Origin of the sequence: Pseudomonas sp. RSB 5.4, assembly GCF_037126175.1 — a bacterium.
GTDB classification, from domain to species: Bacteria; Pseudomonadota; Gammaproteobacteria; order Pseudomonadales; family Pseudomonadaceae; genus Aquipseudomonas; species Aquipseudomonas fluorescens_H.
The window spans coordinates 1131518-1152479 of sequence record NZ_CP146986.1 but is presented as its reverse complement, the minus strand read 5'-3'; the positions used below and the strand labels follow the sequence as shown (position 1 = coordinate 1152479).

General features: G+C 58.1%; 17 protein-coding genes and 1 pseudogene. 8 read left to right on the top strand and 10 right to left on the bottom strand.

The annotated features are described in order from the left end of the window. The first annotated feature begins 1 nt into the window (after window position 1). From V9L13_RS04945 to V9L13_RS04930, 4 genes and pseudogenes are all read left to right on the top strand, one after another. Window positions 2–1051, top strand: a complete 1050-nt coding sequence (locus V9L13_RS04945; RefSeq protein ID WP_338801690.1) for a tyrosine-type recombinase/integrase — start codon at window positions 2–4, stop codon at window positions 1049–1051. A 394-nt stretch (window positions 1052–1445) separates the two neighbouring features. Then, window positions 1446–1652: pseudogene (locus V9L13_RS04940) on the top strand (hypothetical protein); the annotation flags it as partial. 243 nt (window positions 1653–1895) lie between these two features. Beyond that, a complete protein-coding gene (locus V9L13_RS04935) occupies window positions 1896–2219 on the top strand; it encodes a DUF2388 domain-containing protein (RefSeq protein ID WP_338801689.1) in 324 nt (107 codons plus the stop codon). A gap of 327 nt (window positions 2220–2546) precedes the next feature. Continuing rightward, window positions 2547–2816, top strand: coding sequence for a hypothetical protein (locus V9L13_RS04930; protein WP_103483306.1), 270 nt, complete (start codon window positions 2547–2549; stop codon window positions 2814–2816). 590 nt (window positions 2817–3406) lie between these two features. Here the strand turns inward: V9L13_RS04930 and V9L13_RS04925 are convergent. Further along, on the bottom strand, window positions 3407–3652 hold the full coding sequence (locus V9L13_RS04925; protein WP_338801688.1) for a hypothetical protein: 246 nt from the start codon (window positions 3650–3652) through the stop codon (window positions 3407–3409). A gap of 202 nt (window positions 3653–3854) precedes the next feature. Here V9L13_RS04925 and V9L13_RS04920 point away from each other — a divergent pair, with 202 nt between their 5' ends. Beyond that, a complete protein-coding gene (locus V9L13_RS04920) occupies window positions 3855–4379 on the top strand; it encodes a GAF domain-containing protein (RefSeq protein ID WP_338801687.1) in 525 nt (174 codons plus the stop codon). Between the two features lie 294 nt (window positions 4380–4673). Continuing rightward, window positions 4674–5897: a zinc-dependent alcohol dehydrogenase gene (locus tag V9L13_RS04915; protein WP_338801685.1), complete on the top strand. Its 1224-nt coding sequence runs from the start codon at window positions 4674–4676 to the stop codon at window positions 5895–5897. A gap of 116 nt (window positions 5898–6013) precedes the next feature. Here V9L13_RS04915 and V9L13_RS04910 read toward each other — a convergent pair whose 3' ends face one another. From V9L13_RS04910 to V9L13_RS04895, 4 genes are all read right to left on the bottom strand, one after another. Beyond that, the gene (locus V9L13_RS04910) at window positions 6014–6262 is read right to left on the bottom strand and encodes a hypothetical protein (RefSeq protein WP_338801683.1); all 249 of its coding nucleotides are present in this window, start codon (window positions 6260–6262) and stop codon (window positions 6014–6016) included. A 90-nt stretch (window positions 6263–6352) separates the two neighbouring features. Then, window positions 6353–9901 carry an Ice nucleation protein gene (locus V9L13_RS04905; RefSeq protein WP_338801681.1) on the bottom strand — a complete coding sequence of 1183 codons (3549 nt, stop codon included), beginning with the start codon at window positions 9899–9901 and terminating at the stop codon, window positions 6353–6355. A gap of 411 nt (window positions 9902–10312) precedes the next feature. Further along, window positions 10313–10753 carry a hypothetical protein gene (locus V9L13_RS04900; RefSeq protein ID WP_201137809.1) on the bottom strand — a complete coding sequence of 147 codons (441 nt, stop codon included), beginning with the start codon at window positions 10751–10753 and terminating at the stop codon, window positions 10313–10315. Window positions 10754–11051: 298 nt separating this feature from the next. Further along, the gene (locus V9L13_RS04895) at window positions 11052–12557 is read right to left on the bottom strand and encodes a sensor domain-containing diguanylate cyclase (RefSeq protein WP_338801679.1); all 1506 of its coding nucleotides are present in this window, start codon (window positions 12555–12557) and stop codon (window positions 11052–11054) included. A 350-nt stretch (window positions 12558–12907) separates the two neighbouring features. On the opposite strand from V9L13_RS04895, the gene V9L13_RS04890 reads away from it, so the two are divergent. Continuing rightward, window positions 12908–13603, top strand: a complete 696-nt coding sequence (locus V9L13_RS04890; RefSeq protein ID WP_338801678.1) for an SDR family NAD(P)-dependent oxidoreductase — start codon at window positions 12908–12910, stop codon at window positions 13601–13603. A gap of 90 nt (window positions 13604–13693) precedes the next feature. Then, complete coding sequence (locus V9L13_RS04885) at window positions 13694–14713, top strand: AraC family transcriptional regulator (RefSeq protein WP_338801677.1); 1020 nt, start codon at window positions 13694–13696, stop codon at window positions 14711–14713. A gap of 909 nt (window positions 14714–15622) precedes the next feature. Here V9L13_RS04885 and V9L13_RS04880 read toward each other — a convergent pair. The 5 genes from V9L13_RS04880 to V9L13_RS04860 are packed head-to-tail and all read right to left on the bottom strand — an operon-like array spanning window position 15623 to window position 20935. Next, window positions 15623–16645, bottom strand: a complete 1023-nt coding sequence (locus tag V9L13_RS04880) for a GlxA family transcriptional regulator (protein ID WP_338801676.1) — start codon at window positions 16643–16645, stop codon at window positions 15623–15625. Between the two features lie 50 nt (window positions 16646–16695). Further along, window positions 16696–17817 carry an agmatine deiminase family protein gene (locus V9L13_RS04875; RefSeq protein WP_338801675.1) on the bottom strand — a complete coding sequence of 374 codons (1122 nt, stop codon included), beginning with the start codon at window positions 17815–17817 and terminating at the stop codon, window positions 16696–16698. A 47-nt stretch (window positions 17818–17864) separates the two neighbouring features. Further along, window positions 17865–18968, bottom strand: coding sequence for an extracellular solute-binding protein (locus V9L13_RS04870; protein WP_338801674.1), 1104 nt, complete (start codon window positions 18966–18968; stop codon window positions 17865–17867). 2 nt (window positions 18969–18970) lie between these two features. Continuing rightward, the gene (gene aguB / locus V9L13_RS04865; protein WP_338801673.1) at window positions 18971–19879 is read right to left on the bottom strand and encodes an N-carbamoylputrescine amidase; all 909 of its coding nucleotides are present in this window, start codon (window positions 19877–19879) and stop codon (window positions 18971–18973) included. A gap of 3 nt (window positions 19880–19882) precedes the next feature. Then, complete coding sequence (locus V9L13_RS04860) at window positions 19883–20935, bottom strand: agmatine deiminase family protein (RefSeq protein ID WP_338801672.1); 1053 nt, start codon at window positions 20933–20935, stop codon at window positions 19883–19885. Between the last annotated feature and the right edge of the window lie 27 nt (window positions 20936–20962).

Genomic DNA, 20962 nt, shown 5'->3' with positions numbered 1-20962 from the left:
TATGCGCCCCCGCAAGGCCGACACACGCAACTTGCCACCCCGGATGTACCAGTGGACGCGAACACGGAAAAGCGGAAAGGTCTGGATCTCCTATTTTTATCTGGACCTCACCGGAAAAGCGATACCGCTGGGCAAAGACCTGGACCAGGCCAGAATCAAATGGGCAGAGCTGGAAGCCAAGGAAAAACCACTCGACCTGCGCACGATGAAGGGGATTTTCGATAGGTACATCCGCGACATCGTGCCGAAGAAAGCCCCGCGCACGCAAAAGGACAACTTGGCGGAAATCAAGCAGCTACGGACGATGTTCGATAGCGCACCGATTGACTCGATCACGCCGGCGACGATCGCTGGTTACCGCGACGCCCGATCAGCAAAGGTACGGGCGAACCGGGAAATAGCCACCCTCTCCCATATTTTCAACATTGCTCGGGAGTGGGGCCTGACGACAAAGGAAAATCCTTGTCAGGGCGTACGCAAAAACAAAGAGACACCGAGGGATTACTACGCGAACGACGTGGTTTGGGAGGCGGTTTACAGGAAGGCAGCTCAAGAGCTGAAAGACGCGATGGACTTGGCTTATCTGACCGGTCAGCGGCCGGCAGATGTGCTGGTCATGAGAGACGATGATATCCAAGGCGGATACCTCACCGTCCAGCAGAACAAGACGCACAAGAAGCTGCGCATCCAGATGACTGACGGCGGTGAGTTGAACAGTTTGGGGCTGCTGATTACAGCAATGGCTGAGCGCAATGCCCAGCACAATTGCAGCTATTTGATCGTGAGTGAGCGCGGCAAGCGCATGACCGCGAAGATGCTGCGCGACCGCTGGGACAAAGCCCGAGAAAAGGCCAAGAAGCAGGCTGAGGAATTGGGTGACACGCTACTGGCTGAGAAAATCGGGAGCTTCCAGTTTCGCGACATTCGGCCAAAAGCGGCCTCTGAAATCATCGACGTGGCTGATGCGAGCCTGCTGCTTGGTCACACCAAAGGTGACATCACAGAGCGTGTCTACCGCCGCATCGGCGCTATTGCCAAACCATCGAAATAGCTCAAAAACTCGTTACAAAACTCAAAACGTGCCCCTTGTAGAATGCGGTCTACAGGGGTGCCTAAAAATAAAAGTATTGGAACGAAAATCCTCTGCAAGCCGCGTATTTAGAGGATTTGAATATCGGTCTTGAAAACCGTCGACTGTAACAGGTCCATGAGTTCGAATCCCATCGCCTCCGCCATCTTATGTACGACAAAGCCCTGATTATTCAGGGCTTTGTCGTTTCTGGTGTTTATGAAAACTTCTGCCTTTCGGTATGTGTTCCATATCTTTTGTGGACGCGTTCCATAACTCGAGCGATTGTTCCCCTCTCCGGCGCCCTGCCAATCGTTAAAACACTCTTCATGTAACACGGTGCTGCGCTCATTCCTTGGCCGCCAAGGAAACCAAAATGCCCAACTCCGACCTGCTCCCTTCCCTGTTCTTCAAGATCAACGAAAACCAACTCGCCTTCGAAGCCGCCATCATGGAGCTGTCCAACTGGGTCGAGCAGCGCGGATCGGCAGATGTCGCCGAGAACGTGCGCGGCGCACTCTGGACGATCGACCACAACGAGGAGTTCATCAAGATGACCTTGGCCGTTTTGATGGCGCCCGAGTCAGCGCTATCGGCCAGAAGCAGACATTGGAATGCGGGTACTTGTATATTCCTCAAGCCGTAAGAAAGGCGCTCCCCGTGTCCGTCGCTTAACTTGCGATTTCCGCTTACACAAATAAACCGCAGTTGAGCTCCTGATTTTTTCCTGAAAGCCCGGCCCAGCGCCGGGCTTCTTGTTTCGAGCAAACACCCTACTCTGCTATCTTTGCGCCATCACATTAGACAGCAAGGAAGCGGTTGTAATATGGACTCATGGAAAGCCTACGGCATCATCACTCTCGCACTGATCAGCACCCAAACCCTTGCGGAAGATAAGGGTTCGTACGAAAACTCGATGATGATGATAACGATGGCTCCAACATTCCTCCTGTCAGGAACCACTGGACTGTCTGAGTTGGCGGCAAAAAACTTCAAGCCTGCGAAGGCTGATGCTCTTGCATTCATTGGCTCAGATGGCGAGATCCGCGGCGCTCAATTTGAGCAAGCGTCTCGATACTACCGCTCGACGTACGGCTCGCCGTTGATGACCGACATGCAACTCGCCCAGGCAATCGCCTCGACTTTTTGAAACCGGTGCCGGAAAAGTGCACTTGGCGCAACTGGACGCTCGTGGTTAGCGCTCCAACCAATTCGACATATGCCAGCGCCGATTGCCTTTTTTACAAGACGTCGCCCCTGACCTCTTCGCTGCAATCGCCTTGACCTCCCCCCCTCTTCACCTACACTCCCCGGCACCGGCAGTAAGCTCGTATCGGTGTTTTCCTGGACAATCATCTCAACGCAGTCAGGGATGCACGGAAAACTATTCAGGAAATGGATTCCGGAAACCATTGAATAAACGGGGCGTACTCCGAAAAGCCAAACGAGTAGGAATTTAAATAGGGAGATTTAATTCATGACAGCTCAAGAACATCTTGTTGGTGGATGGACCCCTTACCACAAACTGACTCCCAAGGATCAGGAAGTCTTCAAAGAAGCACTGGCCGGCTTCGTTGGCGTGAGCTACACGCCCGAAGAGGTTTCCAGCCAAGTCGTTAATGGCACCAACTATCGCTACAAGTCGAAAGCTACGCTTCCGGGTTCTCCAAACGGCTGGCAAGCGATCGTAGAAATCTACGCGCCAATTAATGGCAAGCCGCACATCACTCAGATCCATCGGATCTAAAAAAAGCTCCAATCTTCGGTTCTTCGCAGTCTAAGGCCCGAAGATCGATCAAGCCATCCTGCTACCGCGATCAAGAATTGCTGCAGCACTCCGTTGAGATCGAAGTGGCTGGTCACTGTTCTGAATGCAACCCGCATTCTCAATTGACGACACATTGGGCCATCGATGTCATCGCGCATCGGCCGAATGAAGTACGCCCCCCTCGCATGTCGACAATTTGATGCTACAAACCCAGACAGACGCCAGTAGCGGGTCTTGGTGATTTGCATATCCGTCAGGTAGAAAAATTGAATTAGCCAGTTGTCCTTTTGGTCAAGAATTATGAACGCAGAAAATCTGACGAGGTGACAGCAATGACTATCCAGGCAGAGACGCTCGTACAACTGACCGAAGCGCTCCAAGAGCAAGGAATGAATCTGGTTTCAGATGTTCACTTCACTCGCGCGCCATACCGGCAGAACCACCGCTGGATTTGCATCGTAGAATAACCATGCTCGTTGCCGGTGGCTCGGACTAAGCCTCCACCGCCGGCCCCACTACCCCGCTATGCCTTTTCCCTTCCGCCCACCCGCGCGCGACTGACACGCAGCTCAAGGCCGCGAAAGCGTTTTCAGCCGCTCGACCAAAGCCGCTTCAAAAATGACGTACAGCCTTTCAGCATCGCCGGCACGCAAAACCCCACTGGTTTCCAACCCAAGCACGAAGCCATCTGCGCGAGCCCCCGCCTTCACCGCGATGATCATCGAGTCTGCCCGGACAATCTGCGCCAGAAGCCGATCAGCTTCACGCTGCATCTTTTCGTTCAACACTACGCCTTCCACTTCCTCACCCTGCATTCAATGCGAGATCCAACAAATTGTATGATCAAGGCTACGCCGCCGATAACGGCGCCTCAAGCCTGACACCAATGAACCTTCGCTATTGCAGCTATCAGGAACCTTTCAGGTGAACGAATTCCTTTTGCTTGATATCAAAACGGGCAGTTTCAAAAGCGTTTAGCCGTCGCCAGCTCGATCAATCATTACCGGAGAACAATGCATGCCTCTCAGTGAAACCATTCACAGAGCGTTGCTAAGCGCGGAGGAGCGTTCCTCTATCGCTGAAATTGAAGCTACAACCAATATTCTGCAGCTCGTCACACGCATGACCGGGACACGCTTCGCGGCAATCGCAAAATTCACCGACACGGAATGGATCGTCTGTTCCGCCTACGATCCTATCGAGCTTGGGATCAACACCGGCGACACCCTGGAACTGGAGACCACACTTTGCAGTGAGTTTCGCAGAGACCCGCAGGTGCTTTTCGTGCCACAAATAAGTCGCGACGGCAGGTTTTCGACACGTCCTGTGGTGAAGCAGTATTTGATTGAAAGCTACGCAGGGGCGCCTATTTTTCTTCCTGACGGACAACTTTGGGGCGCGTTGTGCGCATTGGACTCGAGGGCAGTCATTTTCGACGACCCGGATCTGGCGGATACGTTAGGCCTGTTCGCGAGACTGATCGGCTGCATCTTCTACTCGAATCTGACAGAGGCCGGCAGCGGCTACAGCAAGAACGGCTAAGGCGTTAGCGAATAACTAAAAACAGCCCTGAATGTTCAGGGCTGTTGCATTTGTCGCGTGTGTAAACTGACAAGAAGCCGATACCGTGCAGGGACAGCGAATCACGGCAGCAGCACTTACTCCAAGGAAGGCAGGAATCTGCAGTCGACCCTTCTCTGTTCCATAAGGTTTGAAAAAATTGCGCCAGGTGCTCGCCTGTCGACCGCTAGTCACTTGTGGCGCTATCACTGTGAACTTACGTTGGCCGGCAGTCCTCTCCCACTTACATTCAGATGAAGCAAGGGGCAAGAGGTCATGAGAGCACTCACGTATCACGGCGCGCACAGCGTCAAGGTCGACACCGTTCCGGATCCGGTTATCGAGGACAATGACGACATCATCCTGCGAGTCACAGCAACGGCGATCTGCGGCTCTGACCTTCATCTGTACCGAGGAAAAATTCCAACCGTCGAGCACGGCGATATCTTCGGTCATGAATTCATGGGAATCGTCGAGGAGGCAGGCTCGGCAGTGACCGCTGTGCAACCCGGCGACCGCGTGGTCATTCCTTTTGTCATCGCCTGCGGCAGCTGCTTCTTTTGCGCGATGGATCTGTTCGCGGCCTGCGAGACAACCAATACGGGGCGTGGAGCGATCGTCAATAAAAAGGCAATACCACCAGGCGCTGCTCTCTTCGGCTTCAGCCATATGTACGGCGGGGTGCCTGGCGGTCAGGCTGAATACGTACGCGTACCGAAGGCCAACACCGGGCCGTTCAAAGTGCCGGGGACGCTGTCGGATGAAAAAGTCCTCTTCCTATCCGACATTCTCCCCACTGCCTATCAGGCCGTGACGAACGCCGGCATTGGTCATGGCTCGAGCATCGCCATCTATGGCGCGGGCCCCGTCGGTTTGTTGAGCGCGGCCTGTGCCAGGATGCTCGGGGCCGAGCAGATTTTCATGGTTGATCACCATCCTTATCGCTTGGCTTACGCGCAGAAAACCTATGGCGTAATTCCGATCAACTTCGACGAAGACGACGACCCTGCCGATACGATCATCCGGCAAACCAAAGGGATGCGAGGCGTCGACGGCGTCGTGGATGCGGTCGGGTTCGAAGCCAAGGGAAGCACGACGGAAACGGTCCTCGCGACTCTCAAGCTTGAGGGCAGTAGCGGCAAAGCGCTGCGTCAGTGTATCGCTGCGGTCAGACGTGGAGGTGTTGTCAGCGTCCCGGGCGTTTATTCCGGGTTCATTCATGGCTTCCTGTTCGGCGATGCATTCGACAAGGGTTTGACCTTCAAGATGGGGCAGACCCATGTGCACCGTTTCCTGCCTGAGCTCCTGGATCACATCGAAACGGGTCGTCTTGCACCGGAAGTCATCATCAGCCATCGCCTGTCACTTGAGCAGGCCGCCGAGGGATATAAGATCTTTGATAAAAAACAAGAGGACTGCCGGAAAGTCATTCTGACACCCGGTGACAGCCACATCGCTGTGCCACAGACCGACGGCAGCGCAACACTGTTGACGACCTGAAGCCGGCGATACGTGGACCGGACGAGTGAATCCGCGCGTCAAATGGCGTGCGGATTTATGCGTCAAGGCTGCCTTCGCCCGCCCGCGGGGCTGTGTTCGGGCGACGATGGCACATCTCAGTGATAATCCTTGCCGGCGACCGCAAGCAGATAGGCCGCGTCCGCGTCCCTGCGCAGGTCGCGCAATTCGGTCAGAGTCAACATCCCCAATCGATCCATCTCATCAGACTTGCGCAACAGTTCCTCGTGATAGGCATCGGGAGATTCCATGCGCAGCTCTCGATTTTCCAACGCCCGATACCAGGCATCCAGGGCATGTAGTCTTGATTCTTGCTCAAGTGTCAGCTGATTCTTGAAAGCGTTCATTACATCATCCCCGAACATTTCCCGGTTGAGTAACCGGCTTCTGCTCAGGTTCAAAAGAACTGACGAAAAACCGCAGCGCATCAGGCCTTATCACTCCACGTCCTGTTCAGGTGTGATATGGATCGCTTGAGTCATCTTGTCGGTGTCCTCAGCCCTGACCAGCACATTGCTGTCCTCGTCAATCTGATACGGAACGTCAGCCTCTACCCCGTCGATTCCGGTCTTGACGACCACGTTGGTGTAGCGCTTGCCATCCCAGGAGCGGAAGACCAGGGTTGAATTCTCCCCGCCTGAAAGCGTTGAGCCGAGGCTCCCGATGAGTCGGCTGTCGGCACCAGCGGTCAACACGCAGTTTTTGCCGGCGGTCAGCTTGCTGCGATCCCCTGCCATCAGCACACAGTCGTCGCCAGCGGTGAGTTTGCTGCGATCGCCCGCCGTCAGGTAACTGTTGCTGCCAGCCAGGAGTTTGCTGCGGTCGCCGGCTGTCTGGGTGCTGTCGGCACCGGCAGTCAGCTTGCTGCGATCACCCGCCATCTGAATGCTGTTGGCACCGGCGATCAACGTGCTGCGAGAACCCGCTGTTTGCGAGCTGCCCTTGCCGGCGATCAACATGCTTTTATGCCCGGCAATCTGCGTGCTTTCATGGCCCGCGATCAGGGAACTCTTATGACTGGCGATCTGGTTGCTGCCATATCCGGCCGTCAAGCTGCTGCGCATTCCGGAGGTCAGGCTGCTGCCATACCCGGCAGTCAGGACACTGTGCAGTCCACTGATCAGTGTGCTGCCGTAACCGGCGGTCAAAAAGCTGCGAACGCCACTGGTCAAGCTGCTGCCGTAACCGGCGATCAGCGAGCTGTCTTGTCCTGCAACCCCGGTGCTGCCGTAACCGGCGGTGAGTGTGCTGTCGCGCGCCGCCATCTGGGTGCTGCCATAACCCGCCGTCAGCGTGCTCTCGTAACCGGCAGTCTGCGAACTGCCGTAGCCGGCCATCAGCGAACTGCCAAATCCTGCGATTTCCGTACTGCCGTAGCCTGCGGTCAGGGTACTGCTGTCGAGTGCAGTGAGCGTGCTGCCATACCCCGCCGTCAGGATACTGTCGTACCCCGCGGTCTGGGTGCTGCCATATCCGGCGATCAGGGTGCTCTCGTACCCTGCGGTCGAAGTGCTGCCATAACCTGCCGTCAGGCTGCTGTTGAAGCCGGCGGTTTGCGTGCTGCCATAACCGGCAACCAGCGTGCTGCTGTAGCCTGCCGTTGAAGTGCTGCCATAACCGGTGGTCAGCGAACTTTGTTCCTGGGCGGTCTGAGTACTGCCGTAGCCGGCGGTAAGGGTGCTGCCATAGCCAGCGGTTTGCGTACTGCCATAACCGGCGATCAGTGTGCTTTCGTAGCCAGCGGTCGAGGTACTGCCGTAGCCGGTCGTTAACCAACTTTGCTCCTGAGCTGTCTGGCAACTGCCGTAACCCGCCGTCAACGTGGATTCGTAGCCTGCGGTCTGGGTGCTGCCGTAACCGGCAATCAGCGAGCTTTGATAGCCGGCCGTCGACGTACTGCCGTAGCCAGTGGTCAGTGAGCTATTGTCCTGCGCGGTTTGTGTACTGCCGTATCCGGCAGTCAGGGTGCTTTCATATCCCGTTGTTTGAGTGCTGCCATAACCTGCGATCAACGAACTGTTGAATCCAGCGGTCGAGGTACTGCCATATCCCGCAGTAAGTGAACTGTCTTCCTGAGCAGTCTGGGTACTCCCGTAGCCCGCGGTCAGGGTGCTTTCGTGTCCTGCGGTCTGTGTGCTTCCATAACCCGCGATCAGCGAACTGTCAGGGCCGGCGGTGCTCGTGCTGCCATATCCGGCTGTGAGCGAACTGCCTTCCTGTGCGGTCTGTGTACTGCCGTAACCGGCAGTCAGGATGCTGCCGTGTCCGGCAGTTTGCGTACTGCCGTAACCGGCGATCAACGAGCTGTCGTAACCCGCGGTTTCCGTACTGCCGTAGCCTGCAATGAGGTCACTGCTTTCCTGGGCGGTCTGAGTGCTGCCATAACCCGAGGTCAGAATGCTTTGGTAACCGGCAGTCTGGGTGCTGCCATAGCCTGCAATCAGCGCACTTCCGTGACCGGCGGTTTGCGAGCTGCCGTAACCGGCAGTCACCATGCTGCCGGGGCCAGTGGTGGCCGTGCTGCCGTAACCGGCGGTGAGGTCACTGCCTTCCTGGGCAGTTTGCGTACTGCCGTAACCCGCGGTCAGCGAGCTTTCCTGCCCCGCAGTCTGGGTGCTGCCGTAGCCGGCAATCAGTGAACTGTCGGAACCGGCGGTGCTGGTGCTGCCGTAACCGGCGGTGAGATCACTGCCCTCTTGGGCTGTCTGAGTGCTGCCATAACCGGCGGTCAGGGAGCTTTCTCCGCCAGCCGTTTGCGTGCTGCCATAGCCGGCAATCAGCGAACTGTCGGAACCGGCGGTGCCGGTGCTGCCGTAGCCGGCGGTGAGATCGCTACCCACCTGAGCGGTTTGCGTACTGCCGTAACCTGCGGTCAAAGAGCTTTCGCCACCGGCAGTCTGTGTACTGCCATAACCGGCTATGAGCGAACTGTCCGAACCTGCGGTACTTGTGCTGCCGTAGCCGGCGGTGAGATCACTGCCCTCCTGGGCGGTTTGCGTACTGCCATAACCGGCAGTCAGGGAGCTTTCTCCGCCGGCAGTCTGGGTGCTGCCATAGCCGGCGATCAGTGAACTGTCGGAGCCAGCGGTGCCGGTACTGCCATAACCGGCGGTGAGATCGCTCCCCACCTGAGCCGTTTGCGTACTGCCGTAACCAGCGGTCAGAGAGCTTTCGCCACCGGCAGTCTGCGTACTGCCATAGCCGGCAATCAGTGAACTGTCGGAGCCGGCGGTGCCGGTGCTGCCGTAACCGGCGGTGAGATCGCTACCTGCCTTGGCTGTTTGTGTGCTGCCGTAACCCGCCATCAGCGAGCTTTCATCTCCGGCAGTTTGTGTACTGCCATACCCTGCAATGATCGAACTGTCGGACCCCGAAGTCCCGGTGCTGCCGTATCCCGCAATAAGCGTGCTGCTATCGCCGGCGGTTTCAGTGCTGCCGTAGCCTGCAATGAGCTGGCTCTGACTGGCGCCAGTGAGCGTACTGCCATAAACCGCTGTTTCGAGCTTTTGCGTGGCCCTTACAGTTGTACGGTGACTGATGACATCGGGAAGACTGCCAGCAATAACCGGGAGCCCGGGAAGTGTCTCGATTGTCTCGGATTGCACTTCAGGAAACTCAAAAGTCTCAATCAAGTTCTTCGTCGACGCTTCATAATCAGCCGCATTATCGGCGATGTAATCCAATGCGCTATTTCGTGTCCCCACGTGAACGACTTCTGCACGGCAAAACTTGACGCCTTCGTCGTCCTCGAGAAATATCAAGTCGCGTACCGCCACTTCGCACACAACCCATCGCGCATCCGCCTGCATGCTCAAATGGGCGCTTGTCCCTTGGCCCCAAAGCAAGCCAGCCAGCCCATTTTCAAGTTTTCTCGTCGGCTCCCAAAACCTGCATTCCACCGGTCCTGACACGGGCCATATCAGACCACAGTAGTCGGCCATGTTATTGGCGCATGTTCTCAGGACCAGTACTTTTTCGGTTTTCATTTTGCAACACCTTTACAACTTCAATCTCTAAAATCCTTTGGAGACAAACGTCCATAATATATTTCCATACTCGAAACCCACGCAGGTAACAGCCCTCGAATTAACAGAAGCATTCGACTGCGCAGACCTTGAACTAAACATGAAACTCTTGAGAACCCGGAAACCTATGGCTCGAGGCGAAGAGAGGGGCCGTATTGCCTTATCGAGGCGGCATAGGACATGATTGGACAGATCCATATTTAAAAGAAGTAAAACGAAGTAGATTTCATCGATGATTAGAAATACTTAACGTAAAACCCCATCGCATACATCATCTATATACGACAAAGCCCTGAATAATCAGGGCTTTGTCGTTTCTGCCAGGCGCATCTGGATGGCGGCAAATCAGAATGGCTAGTGCGTCCTCAGCCACTACGCAGCCACACTCTCATGCTCGCTTTCATGAACATAAACCCACGAGATTCCCGAAGGCGATGTGGGGTCCAGACGCATAAGCGCCGAATCGACTTTCTTCTTGGTGATTCCGTCTTTGACGAGATCGAAAACCGTGAGGAACAGGTCGCCCGGCAGAGGCGTGATCGAAAGATTGATGATGTGCGATTCGGGGCTGCCAACACGCTTCCCGTACAGCCCCCAAAGTCGCTCCCAGTAGTCCGCCCGATCCATGATCTGACCATCCGTGAGCACCACTCGGAAGTCGCTCGCCAGCGCATCGTACAAGGGTTTGATGGCGCCCTCGGATTGCGAAGCCACACCGCGTGACCACGGGAAAAAGAGGTTGTACCAACGGTATACCTCTGCTTCGACAAGCGCGCTTTTATCGGATGTTTCGGGTACTCGGCTGATTGCCATCTGTGTTCTCCTTAACAAACAAAAGGTGGCGGGCACTGCGTTACAGACCGGGAGTCTGGATACACATTCGCTAGAGCGATGCACCGCGCCTTATTCAAGATCCTTCCTGAAATCAACGTCATTGAGGCCAACTGAAGCATCGTTTAAATACTGTGTGGTACCTCCTGTCACTTTAACGACCGAGCCACAAAAGTAGTCGCTTGGCAGCCAGGTTGCATTGGAAGCTGACCAACGGTTTCAGTCATGCTCCATGACGAGATCCAGATCGACGAGTGCATCGGGTCGGTAACGACGCAGATCACCAGAGTCCCTGCACAAACCGGTCACGCCCCAGCGTCTTGGCGTTGTACAACGCCTGATCTGCGACCTCGATCAACCCTTGCAGGCTTTCCAGTTGCGCGCCCGTGGCCGTAGCGATGCCGATACTCACACTCAGCCGTCCGAACGGACTGGACGGATGTGAGATGTTCTCTTGTTGCAAACGCTCGAGGATCAACTGAGCCACCACTGCGGCCCCCTCACTGTCGGTGGCCGGCATGATCACGCTCATCTCCTCGCCGCCGTAACGTGCCACCAGATCCGACGGGCGCCGCACACATCCCTCAAGGATTCTGCCGACCTTCTGCAGGCAGGCATCGCCGGCGACATGCCCGAATGAGTCGTTGAACAGCTTGAAGTAGTCGATATCGATCATCAGCAACGCCAGCGTCGTGCCGTCACGCTGCGCGCGGCGTGCTTCCATCGCGAGGCTCTCATCGAAGCAGCGCCGGTTGGCCAGACCAGTCAGCGCGTCCTTCATCGCCAGCAACTCAAGCTGGCGATTGGATGCGAGCAATTGCTGCTGCGTACCGCGCAATTGATCTTCAGCCCTGGTACGCCTGCGGATATCCAGAATCAGGAACCAGCCGATGAGCCCGGTAAGCCCCAACAACCCCGCGACCACCACTGCCGACAGCCAGGCCTCCATGCGCCACGCAGCAAGGGCCTCGCGCTTGCCGAGTGCGACGGTGGTGATCAGCGGCAGCCGGTCACTCTTGCGGAACGCATAGAGCCGCTCGACGCCATCCAGGCTGGAAGTAAACGACGCGGTGCCGACGGATCGATCGACCAGATACTTCTCATAGATCGGCGATTTGGAAAAGTTGCGCCCCATGTCCTGCTCACGGAAGGGATAGCGCACCAGCAACGTTCCGTCGGTGTAGGACAAGCCGATGGCGCCCTCCTGCCCCACATCGATCTTGCCGAACAGACGCAGGAAGTTTTCGACGCCCAGGGTCACCGCCACCACCCCGGCAAACTCGCCGTGCGCATCATTGAAACGGCGGCTGACGGTAATCACCCACTCCTGATTGGAGCGGCTCTGGATCGGCGGACCGATAAAAGTCTCGCGGCTTGGATCGTCACGATGATGGATGAAATAAACACGATCACTGCTGTTGGCCCCGGCCGGAATCGGTCGGTTGGACGACATCAACCATCGGCCCTGATTGTCGTAGATGGTGATGCCGCTGAGCTGTGGCATCAGCGGTTCCTGACGATTGACCAGCGCGCTCAGACGCTGGATCTGCGCAGGGCCGCTACCTTCGGTTTCCAGGCGTTCGACGAGCCCAAGCAGCAGCAACGAACTTTGGTGGACGATCCCTTCGGAGTAAGTCGCCAGCGCCTGGGTCAGGTTCAAGCCATGAACGTTGACTTCCTCCAGTGCCCGCTCTCGGGAGGCCAACACTTTCCACACCGTCAGTGACGCGAGGGAACAACCGATCACCAACAACAAAAGCACAACCAGGTGGGTATCACGCTTCACATTACTACCTTTGGGAAAGTCCGGTTTTCCGTTTCAACGACTGGTGGATCGACGCAATGGCGGCGGCCATTTGTCCTTGTTTTGAAGAAGAATACAAGCAGCGGTGGATAGATTATGTAGCGCAAAAACAACGACAAGAATGCCAGTCCAAACCGTCGCCAGGCTTTCAAGATTTGACAGGGCTGCGCAACCCCAAAGCCAACTTTCTGACGCCTGTTTCACGACCCTTTTCCCCTGTTTTGCCAGGCATAAAATTTTGGCACTTTTGCACAACAAGTTGACATCCAAAAGCATGCCACGGGTCACCGATATCATTAGAGTATGCGCCCTTAAAAAGGAAAGGACTCTTGATGACTCAGTCACTCTCACGGCGCGTTGTGGCGATTACCGGCGCCCTGGGGAATCTCGGCGAGGCCCTGGCGGACATGGCCGCAGCCCAGGGCGCAGATCTGGTGCTGATCGATCGGGCGATGATTACGCTGCCCAGTTCGCACAATCGACTGGTCCTGTCCGGGATTGATCTGACTTCCTTTGCCGATTGCCAGGAAGTCGCCCATCAGATCAATCGCTATTTCGGTCGCCTCGATGCGCTGGTCAACGGCGCCGGCGGCTATGCGTGGGAGCCGTTGCTGGGCGGTGCGATAGAGGCCTGGGATCGGCTCTACTCGCTGAACCTTCGAACCGCATTGAATGCCAGCAAAGCCCTGCTGCCATTGCTGTTGCAATCCTCGGCAGGACGCATCGTCAACATCGGTGCGAGCATGGCGGCCAAAGCCGGGCTCGGCATGGGCGCTTACGCTGCGTCGAAATCCAGCGTACTGCGCCTGACCGAAAGCCTCGCCGAAGAGCTCAAGGACATGAGCATCACGGTCAATGCCGTGCTGCCGAGCATTCTCGACACCCCGCAAAATCGTGAGGCCATGCCCGACGCCGAACATCAGCGCTGGGTGACACCGGCGCAACTGGCGGCGGTCATTCTGTTTCTGATCTCGGAACAAGCGTCGGCCGTCACCGGCACCGGCATTCCGGTGATCGGACGCATGTAGGGTCTATTGACGCCGCGCGCCTTGGCGACGTCGCTTTCTTCACCTTTCGGAAAAGCAAGATCACCGGATTACCGGACTTCCCCTCCCCCCATGCGACCCGCCACTTCCAGCGCTGCTTTCGTTAACCACGTCCTTGATGTCGCCGAACAATACGGCTGCGATGGCGATTGGCTGTTGCAGCAGACCGGACTCTCACGCGAGCAGTTGTCCGACTCGATTGTGCGCATTCCCATGCGCCAACTGCGTGCCTTGCTGGAACTGGCGGCACTCAGCAGCAACCTGCCGCATTTCGGTCTGTTGGTCGGCACCGCCGTGCGCCCGGGCACCTACGGTGTGCTGGGTTATGTGCTGATGACCAGCGCGACGCTCGGCGAATCGCTGAACATGATTCTGCGCTTCGGCAAGATCGTTTACGACAGCCCTGCCAGCCAGACCCGGATCGTCATCGGCGACGGTCGCGTGACCCTCGAAGATCAGCGCATCAGTGAACTGGAGCCTTACTGCGCCCTGCATCAGGAAGCCCTGATGGTCGGCTGGGCAGCGTTCGGCCGCTGGTTGATCGCGAGTAACCAGCCGATGCTGGAGGTCCGGATGATGCATCCGGCGGTCGGCGAACCGGCGCTGTACGAAGACTTTTTTGGCTGTCCGGTGCAGTTCGAGGCCGGGAGCAATGCACTGGTGTTTGCCGAGTCGACACTCTCGACGCGAATCCAGGGCGCCGACCCGCGCATGCATCGCAACATGCTGCTGGAGGCCGACTGGCAGTTGTGTCTGACGTACCCGGCATTTTCCGTAACCGATCGCTTGCGTGCATTGCTCACCGAACAATTGCCGACCGGCGATTTCAGCTTGAAAAGCCTGGCCCGGCAGTTGGCGATTTCGCCGCGCACCTTGCAGCGCAAACTGGCGGCCGAAGGCGAAAACTTCAATCAGGTACTGGAAACCATGCGCATGGAACTGGCCGACCATTACCTGCGCCGCACCGAGACCAGCATCATGAACATCGCCCTGATGCTGGGCTACTCGCAGGCCAGTTCTTTCAGCCACTCCTTCCGACAGGCACGCGGGATCTCACCGGTGGATTACCGCAAGTTGCTACGGGCCCGATGAAGCGTCACTGGCCTATAGCTTGATTGGCCTGCGCTAAACCAGTGGACCTGACACCACCCAATTAAACATGTGGGAGCGGGCTTGCCCGCGAAGAGGCCGCGTCAGCCACTTCATATGCTGAAGGACACACCGCTTTCGCGAGCAAGCCCGCTCCCACATTAGCCTGCGCTAAGCCAGTGGTTCTGACACCACCCAATTAAAACTGTGGGAGCGGGCTTGCTCGCGAAGAGGCCGCGTCAGCCAATTCATATGCTGACTGACACACCGCCTTCGCGAGCAAGCCCGCTCCCACATTGGTCTGCGCTAAGCCAGTGGTTCTGACACCACCCAATTAAACCTGTGGGAGCGGGCTTGCTCGCGAAGAGGCCGTGTCAGCCAATTCATATGCTGACTGACACACCGCTTTCGCGAGCAAGCCCGCTCCCACATTGGTCTGCGCTAAGCCAGTGGTTCTGACACCACCCAATTAAACCTGTGGGAGCGGGCTTGCTCGCGAAGGGGCCATGTCAGGCACTTCATATGCTGACTGACACACCGCCTTCGCGAGCAAGCCCGCTCCCACATTAGTCTGTGCTAAGCCAGTGGTTCTGACACCACCCAATTAAACCTGTGGGAGCGGGCTTGCTCGCGAAGGGGCCATGTCAGGCACTTCATATGCTGACTGACACACCGCCTTCGCGAGCAAGCCCGCTCCCACATTAGTCTGTGCTAAGCCAGTGGTTCTGACACCACCCAATTAAAACCGTGGGAGCGGGCTTGCTCGCGAAGAGGTCGCATCAGGCAATTCATATGCTGACTGACACACCGCTTTCGCGAGCAAGCCCGCTCCCACATTGGTCTGCGCTGAGCCAGTGGTTCTGACACCAACCACAGGGGTCGGTCTGTGGCTGGCAATAGAAACAGCGCGGGTTATTTGACCAGGCGTTTTTCCCTGGACGGTCGGTAGCCAAAGAACGCGCTGTAGCATTTGCTGAAATGGCTCGGCGAAACGAAACCACAGGCCACCAGCACTTCCATCTGCGACAGCTCGGTGTGTTGCAGCAGGCGCCGGGCTTCGGTGATGCGCAATTCCAGGTAATAGCGCTGCGGCGTGGTTCCCAGTTGCTCCTTGAACAAACGCTCCAGCTGACGCCGCGATCGGCCGGCATACACCGCCAATTGCTCCAGCTCCAGCGGCTCTTCGAGGTTGGCGTCCATCAGTTTGACCACCTCGCGCAAGGGCGCGCTGACGCAGAGGTTTTCGTCCGGTTTGATCCGCCGGTACCGCGACTCCTCGAACGCCAGAATATCCTCGATGCCTTCGACCAGCGCCTTGCCGTGCAGGCCCTTGATCCAGTCCAGCGCCATATGGAACGCCCCGGACGGACTCGACGCGGTGAGTCGATCACGATCAATCACATACGGCTCGCTGCTGACCTGGGTGGCTTTGGCAATCTCCGTAAGCGCCGGACGATGTTCCGGGTGGATCGCACAACGATAGCCATCAAGGAGCCCAGCGCGGCCGAGAAACCACGCACCGTTCCACAATCCGGCCAGACCGACACCGCGCTCTGCGGCGCAGCGCAACAGGCTGATCAACTCCTCGCTGGCCTTCAGCTCGGTGCGGTAGCCGCCGCACACCACCAGCAGATCCAGTTGCGCAAGACTTGCCGGGTCAATCCGCGCGTCCGGACGAATCACCAATCCCAGATCGCTGATCACCTCTCCCTCGCCCAGACCGAACGTGCGCGAGCTGAACAGTCCGCTGCGCAACAGATTGGCGGTGATGATGGTATCCAGCGCCTGGGTGAAGGCCGGCAGTGAAAAGTGTTCCAGCAACAGGAAACCGGTGCGGGTGATGCGGGTCTCGGCGGCTTGCTCATTCAGATAGCGGAGGTTTTTGCCCTTCATGCCTCCGCTGAATTGACGTCGTTCGATCAAGGTCTGGCCCATCGGTCATGTTGTTATCCGCCGATAGTTGGCTTGCCGGGCCAAAGAGTCAATCACGCTTGCGGCTGATGACTGGTCACGCAGTGAATCCCGCCGCCACCGGCAGCAATCGCATCGATGTTCAGCAACTCGACTTTGCGCTCCGGATACAGCTTCGACAGCAGGTCGTAAGCCTTCTGGTCGGCGGCCTTGTCGCCGAATTCCGGGGCGATGATCGCGCCGTTGATCACGAAGTAGTTGATGTAACCGGCAGCGAAATCCGGGTTGTTCTGATTGAACTTGCTTTTGCGCGGCTTGAGCGGCGGCGAAATCGTGTGGATCTGCAGTTTGCGACCATCAGCGTCGGTGGCTTTCTTGAGAATCTCCAGGTGCGCCAGCGTGACTTGGTGATCGTAGGATTCAGGGTCGCTGTCGAGGTTGGCGATCACCACACCGGGCTTGATGAACCGCGCATAGAAATCCACGTGAGCGTCGGTGATGTCCTTGCCCTTGATCCCCGGCAGCCAGATGATTTTGCGCAGCCCCAGACGCGCCTTCAATTCAGCCTCGACCTCGGCCTTGCTCCAGCCCGGATTGCGGTTGCTGTTGATCCAGCTGCTCTCGGTCATGATCCCGGTGCCGTGACCGTCGACTTCAATGCCGCCGCCCTCGCCCACCAGCTCGCTGCGCAGGTAAGTCGCCTGTGCGTCGGCGGTCACTCGCGCGGCGATTTTTGCATCCTTGCTGTGCCGCTGTTTGTCGCCCCAACCGTTGAAATTGAAGTCCACGGCACCGAGTCCGCCCCTGTCGTCGATGACAAAATTGGCGCCGATGTCACGCATCCAGATGTCGTCGAGCGCGGCGGTCACGTAGGTGACGTTGCGGGTGCCGCAGTACTCTTCGGCAAGGCTGCGTTCGCCGCTGCGACAAAACACCGTGAGCGGTTCATAACGGGCAATGGTGCGAGCAATGCGGCCCAGCGCAGCCTGCACATCCGCGGTGAAATCTTCCCAGATCGCATCCTGTGCGCCGAAAGCGATGAAGGCGCGCTCGTGCTTGTCGCCCTCGTCCGGCATGAACCAATCCCCCGCGCTGGCCGCCAGCAATTTGCCCGGCGTCAGGCCAAGGCCCATGACCGCGGCGCTGACACCTGCGGCGACTGATACCTGTTTGATGAACTCTCGACGCGTCGACATATCTGGTTTTCCTGAAAAGAGCCGGCGACCGGGCGCCGGCGGTTGAATCATGGCTGAGTGGCGGTTTTGAATTTGGTCCAGGTGCGCATCCGTGCACGCATATCGGCCTGAGGAATGTCCTTGCCCGGGATCAATCGAGCGTAGGTCACCTCATCGAGATAGATGTCCGGGTTGTTGCGCATCGCCGCATCGACGCTGGCCCGCGTCTTGACGTTGGAAGTCGGGTAACCGGTGAAGTTAGTGATCGCCGCCATGTTCTCCGGGCGCATCACAAAGTTGATGAATGCGTAGGCGTATTCCGGGTGTTTCGCATCGACCGGAATCGCCATCGTGTCCATCCACACCGTGGTGCCCTCGCGGGGGATGCGGTATTCGAATCGGGTGGTCTTGCCGGCGCTGTCCGAGGTGCGCTGGGCCTGGGTCATGTCACCGCTGTAACCCAGCGACAGGCACAGGTTGCCGTTGACCAGATCGGTCACCGGTTGCGACTGGAACTTGCGCACGTAAGGCCGCAGCTTCATCAGCACCTCACTGGCCGCTGCTAGATCCGCCGGTTTCGCGCTGCGCGGATCGCGGCCCAGATAATTAAGCACCACCGCCAGCACTTCATCCGGCGAGTCGATCAGCGAAATTCCACAGTCGGCAAACTTCGCCGCCAGCTCCGGTTTGAACAGCATGTCCAGGCTGTTGACCGGTGCGTCGGCCATGCGCTGCTGGATCTGCGCCGCGTTGTACGTCAGGCCGATGGTGCCCCAGGTGTAGGGCACGGTGGCCTGGCTGGAGTGTTCGTAATGGCTGCGCAATTTCTGCAAACCGGGTTCGATGTCGGCCAGCGCCGTCAGCTTCGATTGATCCAGCGGCAACAGGCTGCCGGCCCGCATCAGGCGCTCGGCCACGGTGTCGCCGGGGAAGATCAGGTCATAGCCGCTGCCACCAGAGAGCATCTTCGCTTCGAGGGTTTCGCTGCCGTCCATGACGTCGTAAATCACCTTGATCCCGGTTTCCGCGGTAAAACGGCTCAGGGTGTCTTCGGCAAAATAATCGGCCCAGTTGTACAGCCGCAGGGTTTTGTCCTCGGCGTGCAGCGACGGGATCACGCATGTCAGCGCCAGACCCAGCGCGCCCAGCAGTCTTTTGTGGTGCGTAGCCATGTTCAAACCCCTTGAGTGTTCCAGCGTGCATGGAGGTGGCGGCCGTCCTGACTGAGCAGCGCGCCGTACATGTCCGGCCGGCGGTCGCGGTAGATGCCCCAGCTCAGGCGCTCTTCGCGCATCGCGTCGAGATCGAGGCGGTGCACCAGCACGCCGCTGCTGTCGCGATCGGCTTCGGCGAGCAACTGGCCTTTGTGATCGCTGATAAACGACGAGCCGTAAAAGCTCATTTGCAGCGACGAATCAGTGGTTGCCACTTCTCGCCCGACCCGGTTGGCGGCTACCACCGGTAGCAGGTTGGCGGCAGCATGACCGCGCATGGTCATCTGCCAGTGATCGCGGGAATCCAGCGCCGTGCATCCCGGCTCGGAGCCAATGGCCGTGGGGAACAGCAACACTTCAGCACCCATCAATGCCAGACAGCGTGCGGTCTCGGGGAACCACTGATCCCAGCAGATACCCACGCCGAGGCGACCGAACGCGGTGTCCCAAACGCGGAAACCGCTGTCGCCGGGGCTGAAATATTCCTTCTCCTGATAGCCGATGGCATTGGGAATGTGGGTCTTGCGATACACCCCCGACAGACGCCCGTCGGCATCGGCCACGCTCAACGAATTGAAGTAGGCGTTGCCGGCCCTCTCGAACCAGCTCAGCGGCAACACCACGCCCAGCTCTTTGGCCAGGGCAGCAAAACGCTGCAGCACACGGCTGTCGCGGTATTCCTCGGCCAGCGCCAGATGTTTGTGGCTCTGTTCGATGCAGAAATACGGCGTGGCGAACAGCTCCTGCAACAGGATCACCTGCGCGCCCTTCGCGGCGGCCTCACGCACCAGTTGCTCGGCCTGATCGAGATTACTCGGCAGGTCCCAGGTGCACGGCATCTGGGTGGTGGCGATGGTCAGATGGCTCATTGCTCAACCCTCCACTGGCCAGGCGGGTTGCTGCTGGGTGATGCAATGCACCCCTCCGCCGCCATGGGCCAGATGATTGATGCGCACCGGCACCACTTCGCGTCCGGGGAACGCCTGCGCCAGCACTTTGGCCGCCACCTCGTCGGCCTCGATGCCGTAGGCCGGCATGATGATCGCGCCGTTGGCGATGTAGAAATTGGTGTACGAGGCGCAGAACACTTCGGCGTCGCTGTCCACCGCTTCGCTGGCTTCGAACAGTTCGATCAGCTCGAACTTGCGCCCTTGGGCGTCGGTCGCCAACTCCAATGCGCGGCGATTTTCCCGCACCACTTCGGCGTACACCGAACTCTGGTCATGCGTCGCATCCACCAGCAACACGCCGGGACGGGCGAAGGCGCAGACACCATCGACGTGGCCGTCGGTCATGTCGCCGGTGACGTAATCCGGATCGCCCGGCAACCAGATGGTTTTCTTCACGCCCAATAGACGGCGGAAGATTTCTTCCATCTCGGCCTTGCCGATCCCCGGGTTGCGATTGGGGTTGAGCAGCACCGATTCGGTGGTGATCAGCGTGCCCTCGCCGTCGACATGAATCGCCCCGCCCTCGTTGCTCAACGGTGTACCGAAGCATTCCAGCCCCAGATGATTGAGTGCGCGCCGCGCGAGGCTTTCGTCCAGCTCATGCGCCGACTTGCCGCCCCAGGCATTGAAGCGCCAGCTGACACCGGCCAGCCCTTGTTGCGGGTGGCAGACGAAGCTCGGGCCAGAGTCGCGGCACCAACTGTCGTTGACCGCCAGCGGGATCAGCTCGATGTTCGGCCCGCACAGGGCTTTGGCGCTCGCTACCGCCGAGGGATCAACGACCATTTTCACCGGTTCGAAGCGTGCGATGGCGTTGGCGACCCGGGCGAAATCCTCTTGCACCAGCGGCAAGGTCACGCGCCATCCCGATTCCCACAGCGCCTGGTTATGCGGCCAGACCATCCACGTCGCGGCATGCGTCACCCATTCGGCAGGCATCATCCAAGCGTTGTTGTTATTCTCGTTGCGCGGCATGACAAGCACCTCTCGATTAAGCCATTG